The sequence below is a fragment of the Flavobacterium sp. AC274 genome, from assembly GCF_979258275.1.
In genome coordinates, this window is sequence record NZ_OZ409852.1 from 4,047,746 (window position 1) to 4,063,988 (window position 16,243).

The 16,243-nt window shown below is 33.8% G+C and carries 16 protein-coding genes; 3 read left to right on the top strand and 13 right to left on the bottom strand.

The genetic code is table 11. The annotated features are described in order from the left end of the window. Window positions 1–42: 42 nt before the first annotated feature. The 11 genes from ACZZZT_RS18345 to ACZZZT_RS18395 form a co-directional block, all read right to left on the bottom strand. A complete protein-coding gene (locus tag ACZZZT_RS18345; RefSeq protein ID WP_463461470.1) occupies window positions 43–1,113 on the bottom strand; it encodes a M20 family metallo-hydrolase in 1,071 nt (356 codons plus the stop codon). Window positions 1,114–1,328: 215 nt separating this feature from the next. Then, entirely contained in the window at window positions 1,329–2,105 is a 777-nt protein-coding gene (gene argB / locus ACZZZT_RS18350) for an acetylglutamate kinase (RefSeq protein WP_463461471.1), read from the bottom strand. A 95-nt stretch (window positions 2,106–2,200) separates the two neighbouring features. Further along, on the bottom strand, window positions 2,201–3,148 hold the full coding sequence (locus tag ACZZZT_RS18355) for an N-acetylornithine carbamoyltransferase (RefSeq protein ID WP_456312620.1): 948 nt from the start codon (window positions 3,146–3,148) through the stop codon (window positions 2,201–2,203). A 75-nt stretch (window positions 3,149–3,223) separates the two neighbouring features. Beyond that, window positions 3,224–3,625, bottom strand: coding sequence for a GxxExxY protein (locus ACZZZT_RS18360; RefSeq protein ID WP_073393751.1), 402 nt, complete (start codon window positions 3,623–3,625; stop codon window positions 3,224–3,226). A gap of 107 nt (window positions 3,626–3,732) precedes the next feature. Beyond that, window positions 3,733–4,494, bottom strand: a complete 762-nt coding sequence (gene proB, locus ACZZZT_RS18365; protein WP_463461472.1) for a glutamate 5-kinase — start codon at window positions 4,492–4,494, stop codon at window positions 3,733–3,735. Window positions 4,495–4,695: 201 nt separating this feature from the next. After that, complete coding sequence (locus ACZZZT_RS18370) at window positions 4,696–5,889, bottom strand: glutamate-5-semialdehyde dehydrogenase (protein ID WP_463461473.1); 1,194 nt, start codon at window positions 5,887–5,889, stop codon at window positions 4,696–4,698. Window positions 5,890–5,974: 85 nt separating this feature from the next. After that, window positions 5,975–7,114 carry an aspartate aminotransferase family protein gene (locus ACZZZT_RS18375; RefSeq protein WP_463461474.1) on the bottom strand — a complete coding sequence of 380 codons (1,140 nt, stop codon included), beginning with the start codon at window positions 7,112–7,114 and terminating at the stop codon, window positions 5,975–5,977. Window positions 7,115–7,265: 151 nt separating this feature from the next. Next, a complete protein-coding gene (gene argC / locus ACZZZT_RS18380; RefSeq protein ID WP_463461475.1) occupies window positions 7,266–8,243 on the bottom strand; it encodes an N-acetyl-gamma-glutamyl-phosphate reductase in 978 nt (325 codons plus the stop codon). Continuing rightward, window positions 8,236–9,429 (bottom strand): argininosuccinate synthase, encoded by a 1,194-nt coding sequence (locus ACZZZT_RS18385; RefSeq protein ID WP_042564382.1) that lies wholly within the window; start codon window positions 9,427–9,429, stop codon window positions 8,236–8,238. The genes argC and ACZZZT_RS18385 overlap by 8 nt, the downstream gene beginning before the upstream one ends. Before the next feature lie 64 nt (window positions 9,430–9,493). Continuing rightward, entirely contained in the window at window positions 9,494–10,135 is a 642-nt protein-coding gene (locus ACZZZT_RS18390; RefSeq protein WP_042564381.1) for a GNAT family N-acetyltransferase, read from the bottom strand. A 551-nt stretch (window positions 10,136–10,686) separates the two neighbouring features. After that, window positions 10,687–12,954, bottom strand: a complete 2,268-nt coding sequence (locus ACZZZT_RS18395) for a M1 family metallopeptidase (protein ID WP_463461476.1) — start codon at window positions 12,952–12,954, stop codon at window positions 10,687–10,689. A 184-nt stretch (window positions 12,955–13,138) separates the two neighbouring features. Between ACZZZT_RS18395 and ACZZZT_RS18400 the strand changes: the two genes are divergently transcribed. From ACZZZT_RS18400 to ACZZZT_RS18410, 3 genes are all read left to right on the top strand, one after another. Next, window positions 13,139–13,990, top strand: a complete 852-nt coding sequence (locus tag ACZZZT_RS18400; protein ID WP_463461477.1) for an aldose 1-epimerase family protein — start codon at window positions 13,139–13,141, stop codon at window positions 13,988–13,990. A 10-nt stretch (window positions 13,991–14,000) separates the two neighbouring features. Beyond that, window positions 14,001–14,549, top strand: coding sequence for a GNAT family N-acetyltransferase (locus ACZZZT_RS18405; protein WP_463461478.1), 549 nt, complete (start codon window positions 14,001–14,003; stop codon window positions 14,547–14,549). 134 nt (window positions 14,550–14,683) lie between these two features. After that, window positions 14,684–15,238, top strand: a complete 555-nt coding sequence (locus ACZZZT_RS18410) for a DUF3575 domain-containing protein (protein WP_463461479.1) — start codon at window positions 14,684–14,686, stop codon at window positions 15,236–15,238. Here the strand turns inward: ACZZZT_RS18410 and ACZZZT_RS18415 are convergent, their stop codons facing one another. Further along, complete coding sequence (locus tag ACZZZT_RS18415) at window positions 15,239–15,466, bottom strand: VF530 family protein (RefSeq protein ID WP_463461480.1); 228 nt, start codon at window positions 15,464–15,466, stop codon at window positions 15,239–15,241. It abuts the gene before it with no gap. 100 nt (window positions 15,467–15,566) lie between these two features. Further along, entirely contained in the window at window positions 15,567–16,205 is a 639-nt protein-coding gene (locus ACZZZT_RS18420) for a hypothetical protein (protein WP_463461481.1), read from the bottom strand. Window positions 16,206–16,243: the final 38 nt, after the last annotated feature.

Genomic DNA, 16,243 nt, shown 5'->3' on the forward strand with positions numbered 1-16,243 from the left:
TTATCAAAAATAATTCGTGAATTCGTGGCGGTTTTTCTTTTCTTATAATTTAAAGAAATCTGTTAGTATTTTAACGTACAAATCGACTCCTTCTTCAATTTCGTTAATGAAAATAAATTCATCTGCTGAATGTGACCGCAGCGTTTCTCCTGGTCCCAATTTTAAAGACTGACAGCTTAAAACCGATTGATCTGAAAGCGTTGGTGAGCCGTATGTTGTTCTGCCTAAAGCAATTCCGGCTTGTACTAAACCATGCGCAACCGGAATAGACGATGCGTTTAAATGCATTGATCTGGGCGTAACTTCGGCATTTACATTGGCTTTTACAACCTCCAAAATTTCGGTATTTGAATAACGATCTGTTACGCGAATATCGACAACCATATCGCATTCTGACGGCACAACATTGTGCTGTTTTCCGGCACTGATTTGCGTTACGGTCATTTTTACAGGACCCAGAACATCAGAGATTTTGTCGAATTTATAGTTTTTAAACCATTCCATTACCGGAATTGATTTGTATAATGAATTATCGTCGTTTTGATGCGCGGCGTGACTTGCAGTTCCTTTTACTTTTACGTCCAAAACTAACAAACCTTTCTCTGCTACAGCTAGTTGCATTAAAGTTGGCTCACCAACAATGGCGCAATCTAACTCTGGTAAATGTTTTAAAACACTGTTTAAACCGTTTTTTCCGCTGCTTTCTTCTTCGGCGGAAGCCACAATTACGATATTATGTGACAAATTTTGATTTTCGTAAAAATGAACAAAGGTTGCCAATAACGAAACCAGACATCCTCCGGCATCATTACTTCCTAATCCGAATAGTTTTCCATCTTTTTCAATGGCTTTAAACGGATCGTTTGTATAGGCTTGGTTTGGTTTTACGGTATCATGATGTGAATTCAGTAAAAGTGTTGGTTTATTCTCGTCGAAATATTTATTGAAAGCCCACACATTATTGTTTTCTCTTTTAAAAGGAATTTCGTTTTGATTGAACCAATTTTCTATTAAAAGTGCTGTTTGATCTTCTTCACTTGAAAATGAAGGGGTTTCAATTAGATTTTTCAATAAGTTAATTGCCTCTTTGGTAAGCGTTGCTATATTTTTCATAGGTGTAGGTTCTCTGCCACGATCCCGAAAGCTATCGGGACGAAGTCACAATGTTTTTAATTAAATCTGTGACATTTTTAATTTGCGCAAATTTCTAAAATTAATATTTAAAACAACTTCCGCAGCTATCTTTTTTTGCCACGAATTACACAAATTTTCGCTAATTTTTTTAAATTTTAAGTCGTAAAAATTTGTGCAATTCGTGGCTATATCTTTTATAACGTAATTGTTGTATGCAATACATCTGGATTTTGAAGCATTTTGTGATGTCCGATTTTGATTTTCTGAACACCTCTTGACAAACTATTAAAGCAATTATCCAGTTTCGGAATCATACCGGAATGGATTACTTTTTCTGTTTTTAGTTTATTGTATAATTCTTCGTTTATTGCTGTAATCACAGATGAATCGTCTTCTGAATCTTGCAAAACTCCTTGTTTTTCAAAACAATACGTTAGTGTAACATCAAAAACCTCTGATAATGCAATTGATAATTCACTCGCAATGGTATCTGCATTAGTATTTAAAAGTTGTCCGTTTTTATCGTGTGTAATGGCGCAGAAAACAGGAACTATTCCAGCTTCAAGCAACGTTTTCAACAAAGCTGTATTTACTTTTTTTACATCGCCTACAAAACCGTAGTCAATTGTTGGGTGATTTCTTTTTATTGACTGAATTAAATTTCCGTCAGCTCCCGAAAATCCCATTGCATTGTTGTTTTTTGCCTGCAACTGTGCGACAATATCTTTATTGATTTGTCCGGCATAGATCATCACGACAACATCAAGCATTGGAGCATCTGTAATACGGCGCCCTTCAATCATTTGAGGTACCAAACCAATACTTTGGGCCATTTTTGTAGCCGATTTTCCTCCACCGTGAACTAAAACTTTATATCCTTCTATTTTAGAAAAATCAGTTAAAAACTGTTCTAATTCGGTTGGATTATCGATGATGTTTCCGCCTATTTTTATTACTTTAACTTTATTCATGAGGTTCAAAGGTTCAGAGGAACAAAGGAACAAAGTTTAGATTCAGTTTGTAAAAACCTCTGAACCTTTGCAACTTTGTGCCTTTGCAACTTTATTTATAACTTCTTCAAAATCTTTTGTAAAACTAATTGTGCTGAATACGTTCTGTTATTCGCTTGTTGAATTACGATTGAATTCTCGCTATCAATAACTTCGTCGCTTACAATTACATTACGACGAACCGGAAGGCAATGCATGAATTTTCCGTTATTGGTTAAAGCCATTTTTTCGGCCGTAACGGTCCAGTTTGAGTCTGTATTGGTTACTTTCCCGTAATCGTTGAAGTTGCTCCAGTTTTTTACGTAAACAAAATCAGCATTTTCGAAAGCTTTGTTTTGATCGTATTCTATTTTGCAGTCTTTTGTAATTTCTGGGCTCAATTCGTAACCTTCAGGATGTGTGATTACAAAATCCATGTCTTTTTGCATTTGCATCATTTCTACAAATGAATTTGCAACTGCCTGAGGTAAAGCTTTTGGATGCGGCGCCCAAGATAAAACCACTTTTGGTTTATGTTTAGTCTTGTATTCTTCCATCGTGATGGCATCTGCCAAAGATTGCATCGGGTGACGAACGGCACTTTCCATGTTTACAATTGGCACTGTTGCGTGTTTCAAAAATCCTGAAATAACAGTTTCAGCATAATCTTTTTCTTTATCAACTAAACCAGCAAAAGCACGAATGGCGATAATATCACAATATTGTGAAACTACTTCCGCCGCTTCTTTAATATGTTCTGAAGCACCGGAATTCATTACAGCTCCGTCTTCAAATTCTAATGTCCAGCCTTCGTTGGTAAAGTTCATTACCATTACGTTCATTCCTAAATTTAAAGCCGCTTTTTGAGTACTCAAACGCGTTCTTAAACTGGGGTTGAAGAATAACATTCCTAAGGTTTTATTCTTGCCTAATTTTTGATTTTTAAGCGGGTTCTTCTTGATTTTTAACGCGCTTTTTACCCATTTTGATAATGAGTCGATATCTTGTATTGAAATATAATTCATTGTTTTTTTGTTTTGTTAGTTGGTGTCTAAAATTAGACGCTGATTAAACAGATTCGCTATCGCAAAGACGCTGATTTATACGGATTTCTCTATTCTTAATTTTCTATTATTTTCGAAAATCTTTCGTTTAAATTCTGGTTTTGTTCCAAAATTTAAAAGCAAACCTACTTCGCAATTTGTTCCTTTTAAATAATTTAAAATTTGATTTTCGAATTCTTTCACTATACCATCTGCTGCTTTTAGTTCTAATATAATTAAATCTTCTACTATCAAGTCGGCATAATATTGTCCAACTTCAATTCCTTTATAATAAACTTCTATTTTCTTTTGAGCTTCAACCTTTAAGCCTTTACTTTTTAATTCTAAGTATAACGAATTTTGATAAACTCTTTCTAAAAAACCATATCCCAGTTCATTATACACTTCATAAAAAGTTTTAATAATGACATCAGTTAACTCTTCATGCAATAATTTCATTTTTCCAATTTTGAACGAAATATACTATATAAAAATTAAAATAATATATAAAATCCGTTTAAATCAGCGTCTTCGCGATAGCGAATCCGTTTAATCCGCGTTCAATATCACACAATCCTAGTAAACGAAATTTCATCCTTCAACGCCTTTAAAATAAAATTATCATTTAGCCCGTTTACGATCCAGGTTTCGATGCTGGCTGCTTTTGCGATTCCGGCTGCTTCGATTTTTGACTGCATTCCGCCTGTTCCGTGTGATGATTTTGATTCTCCGATTTCTTTTTCTAATACTTTTAGATCGTTTACCAATTTTATCGTTTCAGGATTTTCATCATGAATAGAATCTTTCGTGTAAATTCCGTTTGTATTTGTTGCAATAATCAGAATATCAACATTTAGCAGCACTGCTGTTAATGCCGCTAATTTATCATTATCTCCAAACCGAATCTCATCTGTGGCAACGGTATCGTTTTCATTAATAATCGGAATGTAATTGTTCTCGACCAAAACATTAATGGTATTGACAATATTGACTTTCGACTGATCTTTTTCGAAATCTGAATAAGACAATAAACATTGTGATGTCAACAAGCCTAAATCGCTGAAATTCTCATGGAAAATCCGCATTAAATGGGGTTGTCCAATCGAAGCCAAAGCTTGTTTCAATGCAATCTCTTTGCCTTTGCTTTCGAGTTTTACAAACTGTTTTGCGGCTGCAATTGCTCCTGAACTCACGATTACAAATTCGTAATCTTTGTTTAAAGCGGCGATCTGCATACCAATATCTTCAATCTTTCCCCGCGAAATATGATTAGTTTCTTTGGTTAAAGTATTACTTCCTATTTTTAATAAAATCCGTTTTTTGCTCATTTTGTTTTGGTTTTGCCACGAAGGCTCAAAGACACTAAGTTTTATTTTTATCGCAAAGGGCGCAAAGGTTTATCTTTAATAAATTCCAAAATTTAAATTCCAAATTCCAATTTTAAAATCTGAAATCATTATCGTTTTAATCCTCTACCTAAAATCCTCAATCTAAAATTATCTAATTATCTAATTGCCTAATTATCTCAATTACCTGATTTGTCCTTCTCCGTAAACGTACCATTTATTGGTTACAAGATGCTGTAAACCAATTGGTCCGCGTTGATGTAATTTATCGGTGCTTATGGCTAATTCTCCACCCAGACCAAATTGTCCGCCATCTGTAAAACGGGTTGATGCGTTGTGATAAACTGCAGCTGCATCAATAGATTCCATGAATTGTTTTGCAACATTTTCATCTCTTGTAATTATTGCTGCCGAATGTCCGCCACAATATTTATTGATTTTTTCGATTGCATGTTCTTCAGAATCAATTGTTCCGATGACGATTTTATAATCCAGAAATTCTTCGTACCAGATATCTTCGTTTTGAAGTGTTTGGGTATTTTCGAAATTTTCCAATGATTTATCAACGATTACTTCAACTTTAGATTCAACCAAAGCTTCGATTAACGTGGCAACAAAACCTTCAAAATTAGGTAATCTAGAATCGATTAAAACTTTATCTAAAGCATTACAGGCTGAGATTTTAGACGTTTTAGCATTCAAAATTACTTTTAAAGCCAAATCGGTATCTGCATTTTGATGAACGTAAACAAAATTATTTCCGCGACCGCTTACAATTACAGGGCAAGTGGCGTGTTGTTTCACAAACTCAATTAGTTTTTCTCCTCCTCTCGGAACAATTAAATCAACTTTTTGAGTTGGTTTTTCCAAAAAGGCCTGCGTTTCTGCACGATTATAATTTAGATACTCCACCCAATCTTTCGAAACTCCATTTTCTTCCAGAGCTTTATGCCATAAATCAACAATCTTTAAGTTTGATTTTAAAGATTCTTTTCCTCCTTTTAATAAAATCTTATTTCCGGATTTAAAAGCAATTCCACCCGCTTCGATTGTAACGTCTGGACGAGATTCGTAAATAATTAATATGGTTCCGAATGCTGCGGTTTTATTGACTACTTTGATTCCATTATCATGAACAAAATGAAAACGCTCAACTCCAACCGGATCTTCCTGTGAAGCCAATTGATTTAAGGATAAAATCATCTCGTCGACTTTTTTATTATCTACTTTCAGGCGCTCTTCCATCGCTAAATCTGAACCATCGTAAGCTAATAAATCTTCCTGATTGGTTAGAATTATCTGACTCCGCTCCTGCTCGACCAGCTTTGCCATAGAGTGCAAAACGAGATTGCGTTTTTCGATTGATAATGGGTTCATTTATTTTGGTTTAATTGGTTAATCGTTAATTCGTTTAATCGATTAACCAATTAAACGATTAAACGAATTAATAGTATATGGCAAACTAATTTTGAAGCTCTTCCAAACTCTCTTTTAAAGCTACAATAAAAGTATCTATATCTGATTTTTTAACTGTTAACGGTGGCAAAATTCTTAACAGATTTTTGTTGTTCGCGCTTCCTGTAAAAATATGTTTCTCGATAATTAGTTTTTTTCTTAAAGCAGAAACATCAAAATCGAATTCAACTCCAAGCATTAAACCTTTTCCTTTTACTTGTTTAATTCCAGGAACTTGTTTAATTTGTTCTGAGAAATAAGCCGAAACTTCATTTACATTATCTTGTAATTTCAGTTTTTCCATTACATCAAGAACAGCGATTCCTGCTGCGCAAGACAAATGACTTCCGCCGAAAGTGGTTCCTAATAATCCGAAACTAGCTTCAAATTTTGGTGAAATTAAAATGGCTCCAACCGGAAATCCATTCCCCATTCCTTTTGCTACTGATATAATATCAGCGTTGATTCCGTGATGTTGGAATGCGAAGAATTTTCCACTTCTTCCGTATCCTGATTGCACTTCATCTAAAATCAAAACCACATCGTGTTTTTTACATGCTTTTTCTAAAGCCTGAAAAAATTCTGTTGTTCCTTGGTCTAAACCTCCAACTCCTTGAATTCCTTCAATAATTACGGCAGAAACATCACCTTTAGCTAATTCTACTTCAACTAATTCGATTTGGTTTAATGGTAAAAAAGTAACAACTTGCTGTGCATTGATTGGCGCAACAATTTTTTTATTGTCTGTAACAGCAACAGCTGCAGAAGTTCTTCCGTGGAAAGAATTATGAAAAGCCACAACTCTTGATTTTGCATTATGGAAAGAAGCTAATTTTAATGCATTTTCGTTTGCTTCAGCTCCGGAACTGCATAAAAACAATTCATAATCTTCTAATCCTGAAAGTTTTCCTAATTTCTGAGCCAATTCTACCTGCAAAGGATTCTGAATGGCATTCGAATAAAATCCTAAATGATCTAATTGATTTTTAAGTTTTTCAACATAATCTGGCTGCGTATGGCCAATCGAAATCACACCGTGTCCGCTATATAAGTCTAAATATTCCACCCCATTATTGTCTGTAATTGTGCAATCTAATGCTTTTACAGGTGTTATGTCGTAAAGTGGGTATACATTAAATAAATTCATCTTAATTTTTGTTTTTTTGTTTCAAGTTTCATGTTTCAAGTTGTGTAGAACGTGAAATTTTAAACTTGAAACTGATTTAAGTTTCAGTATTTCTGTTCAAGTTATGCACATAACGTGGAACTTGAAACTTTAAACCTGAAACAATTTTTTTCTAAAATCCGCTTGGTTTCAAATGCAAACCAGTGGTTTCTTCCAGTCCAAACATCAAATTCATGTTTTGGATCGCTTGTCCTGAAGCACCTTTGGTTAAATTGTCAATGATTGAGGTAATCAAAATCCGGTTTCCTTTTTTCATTAAACTGATGATGCATTTGTTGGTTTGAACAACTTGTTTCATATTGATATTTGTCGTTGTAACGGTTACAAACGGTTCATTTTTATAAAAAACTTCGTATTTGGCAACGGTTTGTTCCAGACTTTCGTCGGATGTTGTGTATAAAGTTGCGAAAATTCCTCTTGGAAAATCTCCTCTGTTTGGAATAAAAAGCAACTCGCTTTCAAAATCATCCTGCAACTGAACCAGGCTTTCTGAAATTTCTCCTAAATGCTGGTGTTCAAAAGCTTTATAATGCGACATATTATTGTTTCTCCAGCTGAAATGTGACGTTTCTGAAAGTCCAACTCCTGCGCCGGTACTTCCGGTTGTGGCATTAATATGAACGTCATTATTTAGCAAATTAGCTTTCGCCAAAGGCAACAAAGCCAACTGAATAGCTGTCGCAAAACAACCCGGATTTGCAATATAATTCGCTTTTTTGATCTCTGCTTTATTCAATTCGGGTAAACCGTAAATAAAATCTTTTCCTTCAAAATGAGCGTCTTTGTTCAGTCTGAAATCGTTTCCTAAATCGATGATTTTTGTATGACTTGCAAATTGATTTTCCTGCAAAAATGAAATCGATTTTCCATGTCCAAGACATAAGAAAACAACATTTACATCCGGATTTATTTTATCAGTAAAATTCATTTCAATATCTCCCATCAAATCGTGGTGCGCTACAGAAAGCGGCTTACCCGAATTTGTAGTACTATAAACAAAATCGATGTTTACATTGGGATGATACATTAATATTCTGATAAGTTCTCCGGCCGTGTAGCCCGAACCACCAATTATTCCGATATTAATCATGAGTTAAATGGTTTACAGATGAAAATATGTTTTGTGCATTTCCTAAAATCTTAATAAATCCTTTTGCATCGTCAGATGTCCAGGCGTTGTTCATTTCTCCGTATTGACCAAAACCTGTGTTCATCAAATCATTTTTAGATTCGATTCCGTCAAGCGAGAAATGATATGGTTTTAATGAAACCGTTACAGTTCCGTTCACTGTTTTTTGTGTGTCTTGCAGGAATGTCTCAATGTTACGCATTACAGGATCTAAAAATTGACCTTCGTGAAATAACATTCCGTACCAGTTTCCTAGTTGTTCTTTCCAGTATTGCTGCCATTTACCAAGCGTGTGTTTCTCTAATAAATGGTGTGCTTTGATGATAATTAAAGGTGCAGCAGCTTCAAAACCAACTCTTCCTTTAATTCCGATAATAGTATCACCTACGTGAATATCTCTGCCGATTGCATAAGCATTTGCCAGTTTTTCAAGCTTTACAATATTATTTTCAGGGACATCTTTTTTACCGTTTAAAGCAACTAATTCTCCCTGTTCAAAGTGTAAAGTCACTTTTTCTTCCCCTTCTTTTTGTAATTGCGAAGGATAAGCTTCACTTGGCAAAGGCTGGCTCGAAGTTAAAGTTTCTTTTCCTCCTACGCTGGTTCCCCAAAGCCCTTTATTGATCGAATATTGTGCTTTTTCCCAAGAATAGTGAACGCCGTTTTTAGCCAAATAATCAACTTCTTCTTGTCTTGACAATTTTAAATCTCTAATTGGTGTGATGATTTCAATTTCAGGCGCAATTGTCTGAAAAATTAAATCAAAACGAATCTGGTCATTTCCTGCACCTGTACTTCCGTGTGCGATGGCGCTTGCTCCTACTTTTTTAGCATATTTAATGGCTTCAATTGCCTGAAAAACACGCTCTGCACTTACTGACAATGGATATGTGTTGTTTTTTAATACATTTCCAAAAATCAAATATTTTATAGCTTTATCATAATATTTGTCTATGATGGTTAGGTTGGCATGTTGCGCACTTCCTAATTCATAAGCTCTTTTTTCGATCGCTGTTAATTCTTCTTCACTAAATCCTCCTGTATCTACAAGTACGGTATGAACTTCGTATCCTTTTTCATTTTTTAAATATTTCAAACAATACGAGGTATCTAATCCTCCACTATAAGCTAATACAACTTTTTTCATTTTTTATAATTTAGGCTAATACTTTCGTATTTAGCAAGTTTGAGATTTCTTTTTTGTTTTATTCTTAGGTTAAAAAAATAAACGACAATAGTTTATTTAAGAATAAGGCTTGTTTTATTTTCTTTAATCTGCTCAAAACAGCTTCGTTAAAAGGATGTCTCGGCGGACCTTTTGGCTTGTCTTTTGGATCATAAAGCATTCCTGTACACAGACACATTTTGTTTTCTTTGCTTTGTAGGATTTGAAAATTGGTACAGGTTTTACAACCTGCCCAAAAACTCGGATCTGTTGTAAGTTCTGAAAACGGCACTGGTTTGTAACCCAAATCAGAGTTGATTTTCATTACTGCCAAACCAGTTGTAATACCAAATATTTTTGCGTCTGGATATTTTTGCAGCGAATAATCAAAAACCTTTGATTTTATTTGTTTTGCTAAACCTAAGTTTCTGTAGTCCGGGTGCACAATTAATCCAGAATGTGCCACGAATTTTCCATGTTCCCAACTTTCGATATAACAAAAACCTGCAAATTTTCCATCTGCCAAAGCAATCATTGCATCACCGTTCGACATTTTTTTCTGAATGTATTCAGGAGTTCTTTTAGCAATCCCTGTACCTCTTAATAAGGCAGATGATTCTATCGTATCGCAAATTTCCTGTGCGAATTTGAAGTGTTCTTCCTGAGTTACAACAATAGAGATTTTCATTTCAATAGTTGAAGTTAGAGTTAAAAATTAAAACGTATTGTTTAGTTTGAAATCTCGAAATCAATCCAATAAAAATAGACAAAATAGAAGTAACATTCTCAAAATCAAAAAGTTGATTTAGAAAATAATTAAAATAAGATATACTTTTAGGATATGTTTGTCCAATGGACAAATTATGTGATTTCAAAATGAAAAATGAATATAAATAAATACGCGGCGAAAAACTCTGTGAATACTATAGAGATAGTATCCGTACTTCGGGAGAAGTTACAGGTGAGTTTGTCCGTGACAAAGAAGTTATATGTAAACTTATTTTATTCATCGGTGCAAAAGTACACTATTTTTTAATTTACAAAACAAAAAAATAAAATTCTAACATTTTTTTAATGGAATGTTGGTTTTTTCTAAGGTTCTGAGTTGCTAAGATTCTATCCCGAAGCCTCGGGACTGAGTTTTTTTCTGAAACCTGAAACTTGAAACCTCAAACTAAAAAACAAAACCCGATAGCTACAATAACTATCGGGTTTTGAATATTTTAAGATTTTGTGATTTTATTTTTTAGTAAACGGAATTACTTGTCCGTTACCTAAAACAATCATATCAAAACCTGTTTTTGCTTCGTTAAATTTGAATTTTAAACCTGCTCTTTTTGATTCGAATGTATCTTTTTCATTTGCAACAGGAGATAAACTAAATTTTGGATAGTTTGGAAGTTCTGCGCTTAAAACGCTGTTTTTCTCTGTCATTTCAATTGTCAAAGGCGATTTAGTAGTAACATAATTTCCTAAATAACCATCTAGGATAATATCTTTTTCAATTTTACCGTTTCCCACTTTCCAAACATTATTGCTTTCATTATAATCAGGAAAAGCATGATCAGGATCTAAAGTGATGCTTTCAATTTCTTCTGTAGAATTATGTTTGAAAGACCAATCGTTGTTACGCTGCCAGATTTCTACAGGTAATTTAACTCTGGTTACTTTTCCGCTTTTTGTTTTTACATCCAAAACAATTGGCATTGGCATTTTGTCGAAATTCTCAACTGTAATTACAACTCCTTTTGCAGGATCATTTTTTACATATTTAATAGAGTTGATTCCCTGATCGAATCTCCAGTTGTTTACGAACCAGCTTCTCCAGAACCAGCTTAAATCTTCTCCGGCAACATTTTCAATTGTTCTAAAAAAATCATCCGGAGTTGGATGTTTGTAAGCCCAACGCTCTACATAAGTACGTAATGCTTTATCAAAACGCTCTTCTCCTAAAACCTGCTCTCTTAAAATTACCAATCCTGCGCTTGGTTTTGCATAACATAATACACCAATATTTGCTTCCTTCATATTATCAGGAGAGCTCATAATAGTTTCTAATTTTGGACTTGTATAATATTCTGCATCTTCATGTAAGTTTGAAGCTGGCTGTTTGTACTCTCCATTATTAAAATCGTAAGAACTTACTGAGTTGATAAAAGTATTAAAACCTTCATCCATCCAGGCAAAATAACGCTCGTTTGAACCTACAATCATCGGAAACCAAATGTGTCCAAATTCGTGATCTGTAACTCCCCATAAATCATCTCCTTTAGATTTCCATCCGCAAAAAACAATTCCGGGATATTCCATTCCACCTTCATTTCCTGCTACGTTTGTAGCTGCAGGATAAGGATATTCGAACCATCTTTTTGAGTAATTCTCGATAGATGCTTTTGTATATTCCGTAGAACGTCCCCATGCATCATTTCCTGAACTTTCTACCGGATAAGCCGATAAAGCCAATGCTTTTTTACCACTTGGCAAGTTTATTTTTGCTCCGTCTAAAATAAAGGCCGGAGACGATGCCCATGAAAAATCACGTGCATTTTTAATTTGATAATGCCATGTTTTTTCAGCGGTTGCATTTGCATTTGCGGTTGCAGCAACTTCATCTGCAGAACGAATTACAACTGTTTTATCACTTTGTTTGGCCTCTCCATAACGCTTAAATTGTTCAGCAGAAAATACTTCTGATCCATTTAATAATTCACCAGAACCTACAACATAATGATTGGCAGGAGTTGTGATTTTTACATCAAAATCACCATACTCTAAATAAAACTCAGAAGCTCCTAAATAGGGTGCAGTATTCCAGCCTCTTACATCATCATACACACACATACGCGGGTACCATTGTGCAATTGTGAAGATTTTTCCGTTTTTAGTTTCTAAAACTCCCATTCTGTCTGATCCTTCAAAAGGTGCAATGAATGAAAACTCGATTTTAATTTTTATAGATCCTCCTTTTGAAGCTAATTCTTCCGGAAGAAAAATTTGCATTCTTGTATCTGTAACTACATATTTTACATCAGTTTCTGTTTTTTTCTTTCCAGAAATTACCTTCACCGATTTAATTTTATTTCCTCCCTCAAAAACCTGACCCTGCGCTCCGTTACGGCTTCCTGTTAAAGGCACAACAGCATTTCCTCTTGAGTCTTCTTTAAATAAATTTTGATCTAGATTTAACCAGACAAATGATAATTTATCAGGACTATTATTAGTATACGTGATTTCATCTGTACCACTAATTTCATTTGATGTAGCATTTAATCTTGCCGTTATTTGATAATCGGCTCTGTTTTGCCAATATTCAACTCCCGGCTGACCGCTGGCAGAACGCGTTGGCGTACCATTTTTAGTGTAAAAATGTGGTGCAAAAGCATCGTGGTAATTGTAATTATTAACAGGGGTAACTGCTGTTGTAGCTGGCGTTTGTTGCGCCGAAACAGAAGAAATCCCTACAAACAAAGCCATGGTTAATAAGGCTTTTGAGAATTGTTTTTTCATATTTTTTAGCTGTTTATGTAGCAAATTAATGAAAAAAAGCTATTTACAGAGAAAAATTTAACCTTAAATTAAAGTTTAGCAAAAATTTATCAAAAAAATAATTTAAGCGATTTTCTTAAAAAACTAAATTTTATAAAATATATTTACATCACTTTTAAAACTAATTTCTTTCAATTATACTATTTTGAATACAACTATATCAAATTCAACGCTTAAAGCTTCTATCAAACATGCCGGAGCTGAATTGTTTTCCTTAAAAGACAATCAAAACCAAGAATATATCTGGGAAGGAAACCCTGCTTTTTGGGGAAAACATTCTCCTGTTCTTTTTCCGATTGTCGGAACTTTAAAAAACAATACTTATATTATTAATGGAAAAGAATATCAATTGCCAAGACATGGGTTTGCGCGTGATATGGAATTTCAATTAATTGATAAAACCGAAAACAATGCCGTTTTTTCATTACAGTCCAATAGTGAAACACTGAAAAAATATCCTTTTGATTTTGAATTGCAACTGATTTATACGCTGAATGAAACCACTTTAGACATTGCATATAAAGTAATTAATAAAGGTGAAACCAAAATGCCTTTTTCTATAGGCGCACATCCGGCGATTGCTTTACCTGAAAATTTTGAGAATTATTCTTTTAAATTTGAGAAAGAAGAAGATTTAAAATATTCTCTTTTAGAAAATGATCTGATTTCCAACAAAACAGAAAGTTTGCAAACTATTGAAAATCTGGTTCCGCTGAATTATAAATTGTTTGAAAATGATGCGTTGGTTTTTAAAACTTTAGAATCTAATTCGCTTACCATCTTGGAAAATTCAAAACCTTATATAAAAGTTGATTTTGCAGATTTCCCTAGTTTAGGAATATGGACAAAAGATCAGGCTCCGTTTGTATGTATTGAACCGTGGTTTGGTTATTCAGACACGTCCGAAAATTCAGGTGATTTATTCGAAAAAGAAGGGATTTTGATTTTAGATGCCAAACAAACATTTAACTCAAAATTTAGTATACAAATATTATAAAAATAAAAAAATGCTGGATTTTAACTTTTCTCCATTTCCAACTATAGAAACCGAACGTTTACTTTTAAGAAGAATTACGAATGACGATGCAAACGAAATTTTTGAATTGCGCTCGAATCCGGAAACTATGAAATACATTCCGAGACCTTTGGTAAAAAATACCGAAGATGCACTCGCACATATTGCCATGATCGAAGAAAAAATTGAAACCAATGTTGGAATCAATTGGGCAATTACTTTAAAAGAAAGCCCTAAACTATTAGGAATCATTGGTTTTTACAGGATGCAGCCAGAAAATTATCGCGCTGAAATTGGCTATATGTTATTACCTGAATTTCACGGAAAAGGAATTATTCCTGAAGCCGTAAACAGGCTAAACAGATATGGTTTTGATGATTTAAAATTGCACTCTATAGAAGCTGTTATCGATCCGGAAAACTTTGCGTCAGAAAAAGTTTTGCAAAAATGCGGTTTTGTTAAAGAAGCTCATTTTAAAGAATCTGAATTTTATGAAGGTCGCTTTCTGGACAAAGTAATTTACTCATTGTTAGACAAGTAAACTTTTAAAGATTTTATTTCAAAAAATATAATGAAATACTCTGTTTTTTTTAACATACAGCAAGTATTTGTTGCGTTATATTTGCACCCGAAATAAGTTTAAAAAACTTATTTATCACTATGAAAATCTTGTTTATGAAAAAATTACTTGTTCTGTTTGTTCTTTTCTTTTCTATTCAATCACAAAGTCAGACTTATATTAAATTCAATGCCGCCACGGCTATAGTAGGCATACCTAATATTGGAGTTGAAACAAGCGTTGGAGAAAAACTTACTTTTAGTGTGGATATTATGGCTTCTTTTTGGGAATCCTTCAACGGTCATAGCCCAATGAAGTTTTATACTTTGACACCTGAACTTCGTTATCATTTTAAAGAAAAATATAACGGATTTTATGTTGGCGGACATGCCGGACCCGATATTTATGAAATACAAAAATGGAATTATTTTGACTCAAATAAATATGAGCATGGCTTTGGTTACCGACTGGGTGTTTCAGTTGGGTACAACATCAAACTAAATGATAAATTTCTTATAGATATTTTTGCCGGAGGTGGCTGGCACCAAGGATTTTATCATGGATATTACAATGATGGAACTCCGGGAAGATATGAAAAGGCAGCGAATTGGAACAAAAGCGGTGAATGGTTGCCGTATCGTGGCGGAGTAATGATTTCGTATAAATTATAATTACTTTGCCAATTTAGGCAGCGTTTTTAGATATAAATCTTCTACTTTTTTGCGTGCCCAATCCGTTTTTCTTAAAAAGGTTAAACTGGATTTTATACTCGGATTGGAAATAAAACATTTTATAGGAATTAATTCTGATAAGGTATCAAAACCATAATATTCTACTAATGTTTCTACTATTTTTTGAAGAGTAACTCCGTGTAAGGGATCTTTAGATTGATTTTGCATTTTTTTACTTTTATAATATTAAAAAAGACCATACTCCAAAAAGTATGGTCTTTTCATTTTACAAAATTAATGATTTCAAACTTAATTCAATCGACTACTATTAGAATATAAATTTAAATCCGACAGAAAGTGGAGAAGTTAGATTTGGATTACTTCCTGCCAATGCTGTATTATAAAATGGGTCTACATTTGCCACATGCGCTAATCCAAAATTAGTAACTGTAGTTTTTTCACCAATTTTAGGATCAAGGGTTGTAGAAGTAAAATTAGCTAAATCATAAGAGAACTCGACTGAAAAGTTTTTCGTTACGAAATAATCAAATCCTCCTGAAAGAGACAAACCAAATTGATTTACTTTTAAGTCACTTTCCTTTTCTTTCCCAGTAATAACAGGCAAAGCCAATTGACCAAAGAAATACAATGAACCAGCTACATTCCAATATTTTCTTACTAATGGCTCAATTACAATTAAATCTGTTTTTGCTGCAGTTTTACCCTCTGAATCAGCTTTAATATTAATATATCCAAAAGCTGCTCCAACAGCTACCGAAGGGGTTACAAATGTACCTACAATTGGTAAAACAGATAAATTTGTGTTTTTGTTATCTGCGGTTTTAGTTTGCTGATAACCAAATTGAGATGTTGCAAACCAGGCACCTTTTAATCCTTGGCCTGTTTCCTGAGCTTTTGCGGTTAAACCTACTAATACAATACTAATTAATGTTACAATTTTTTTCATTTTAAAGTTTAGTTAAATTATTTAACAAACTTAGCAGG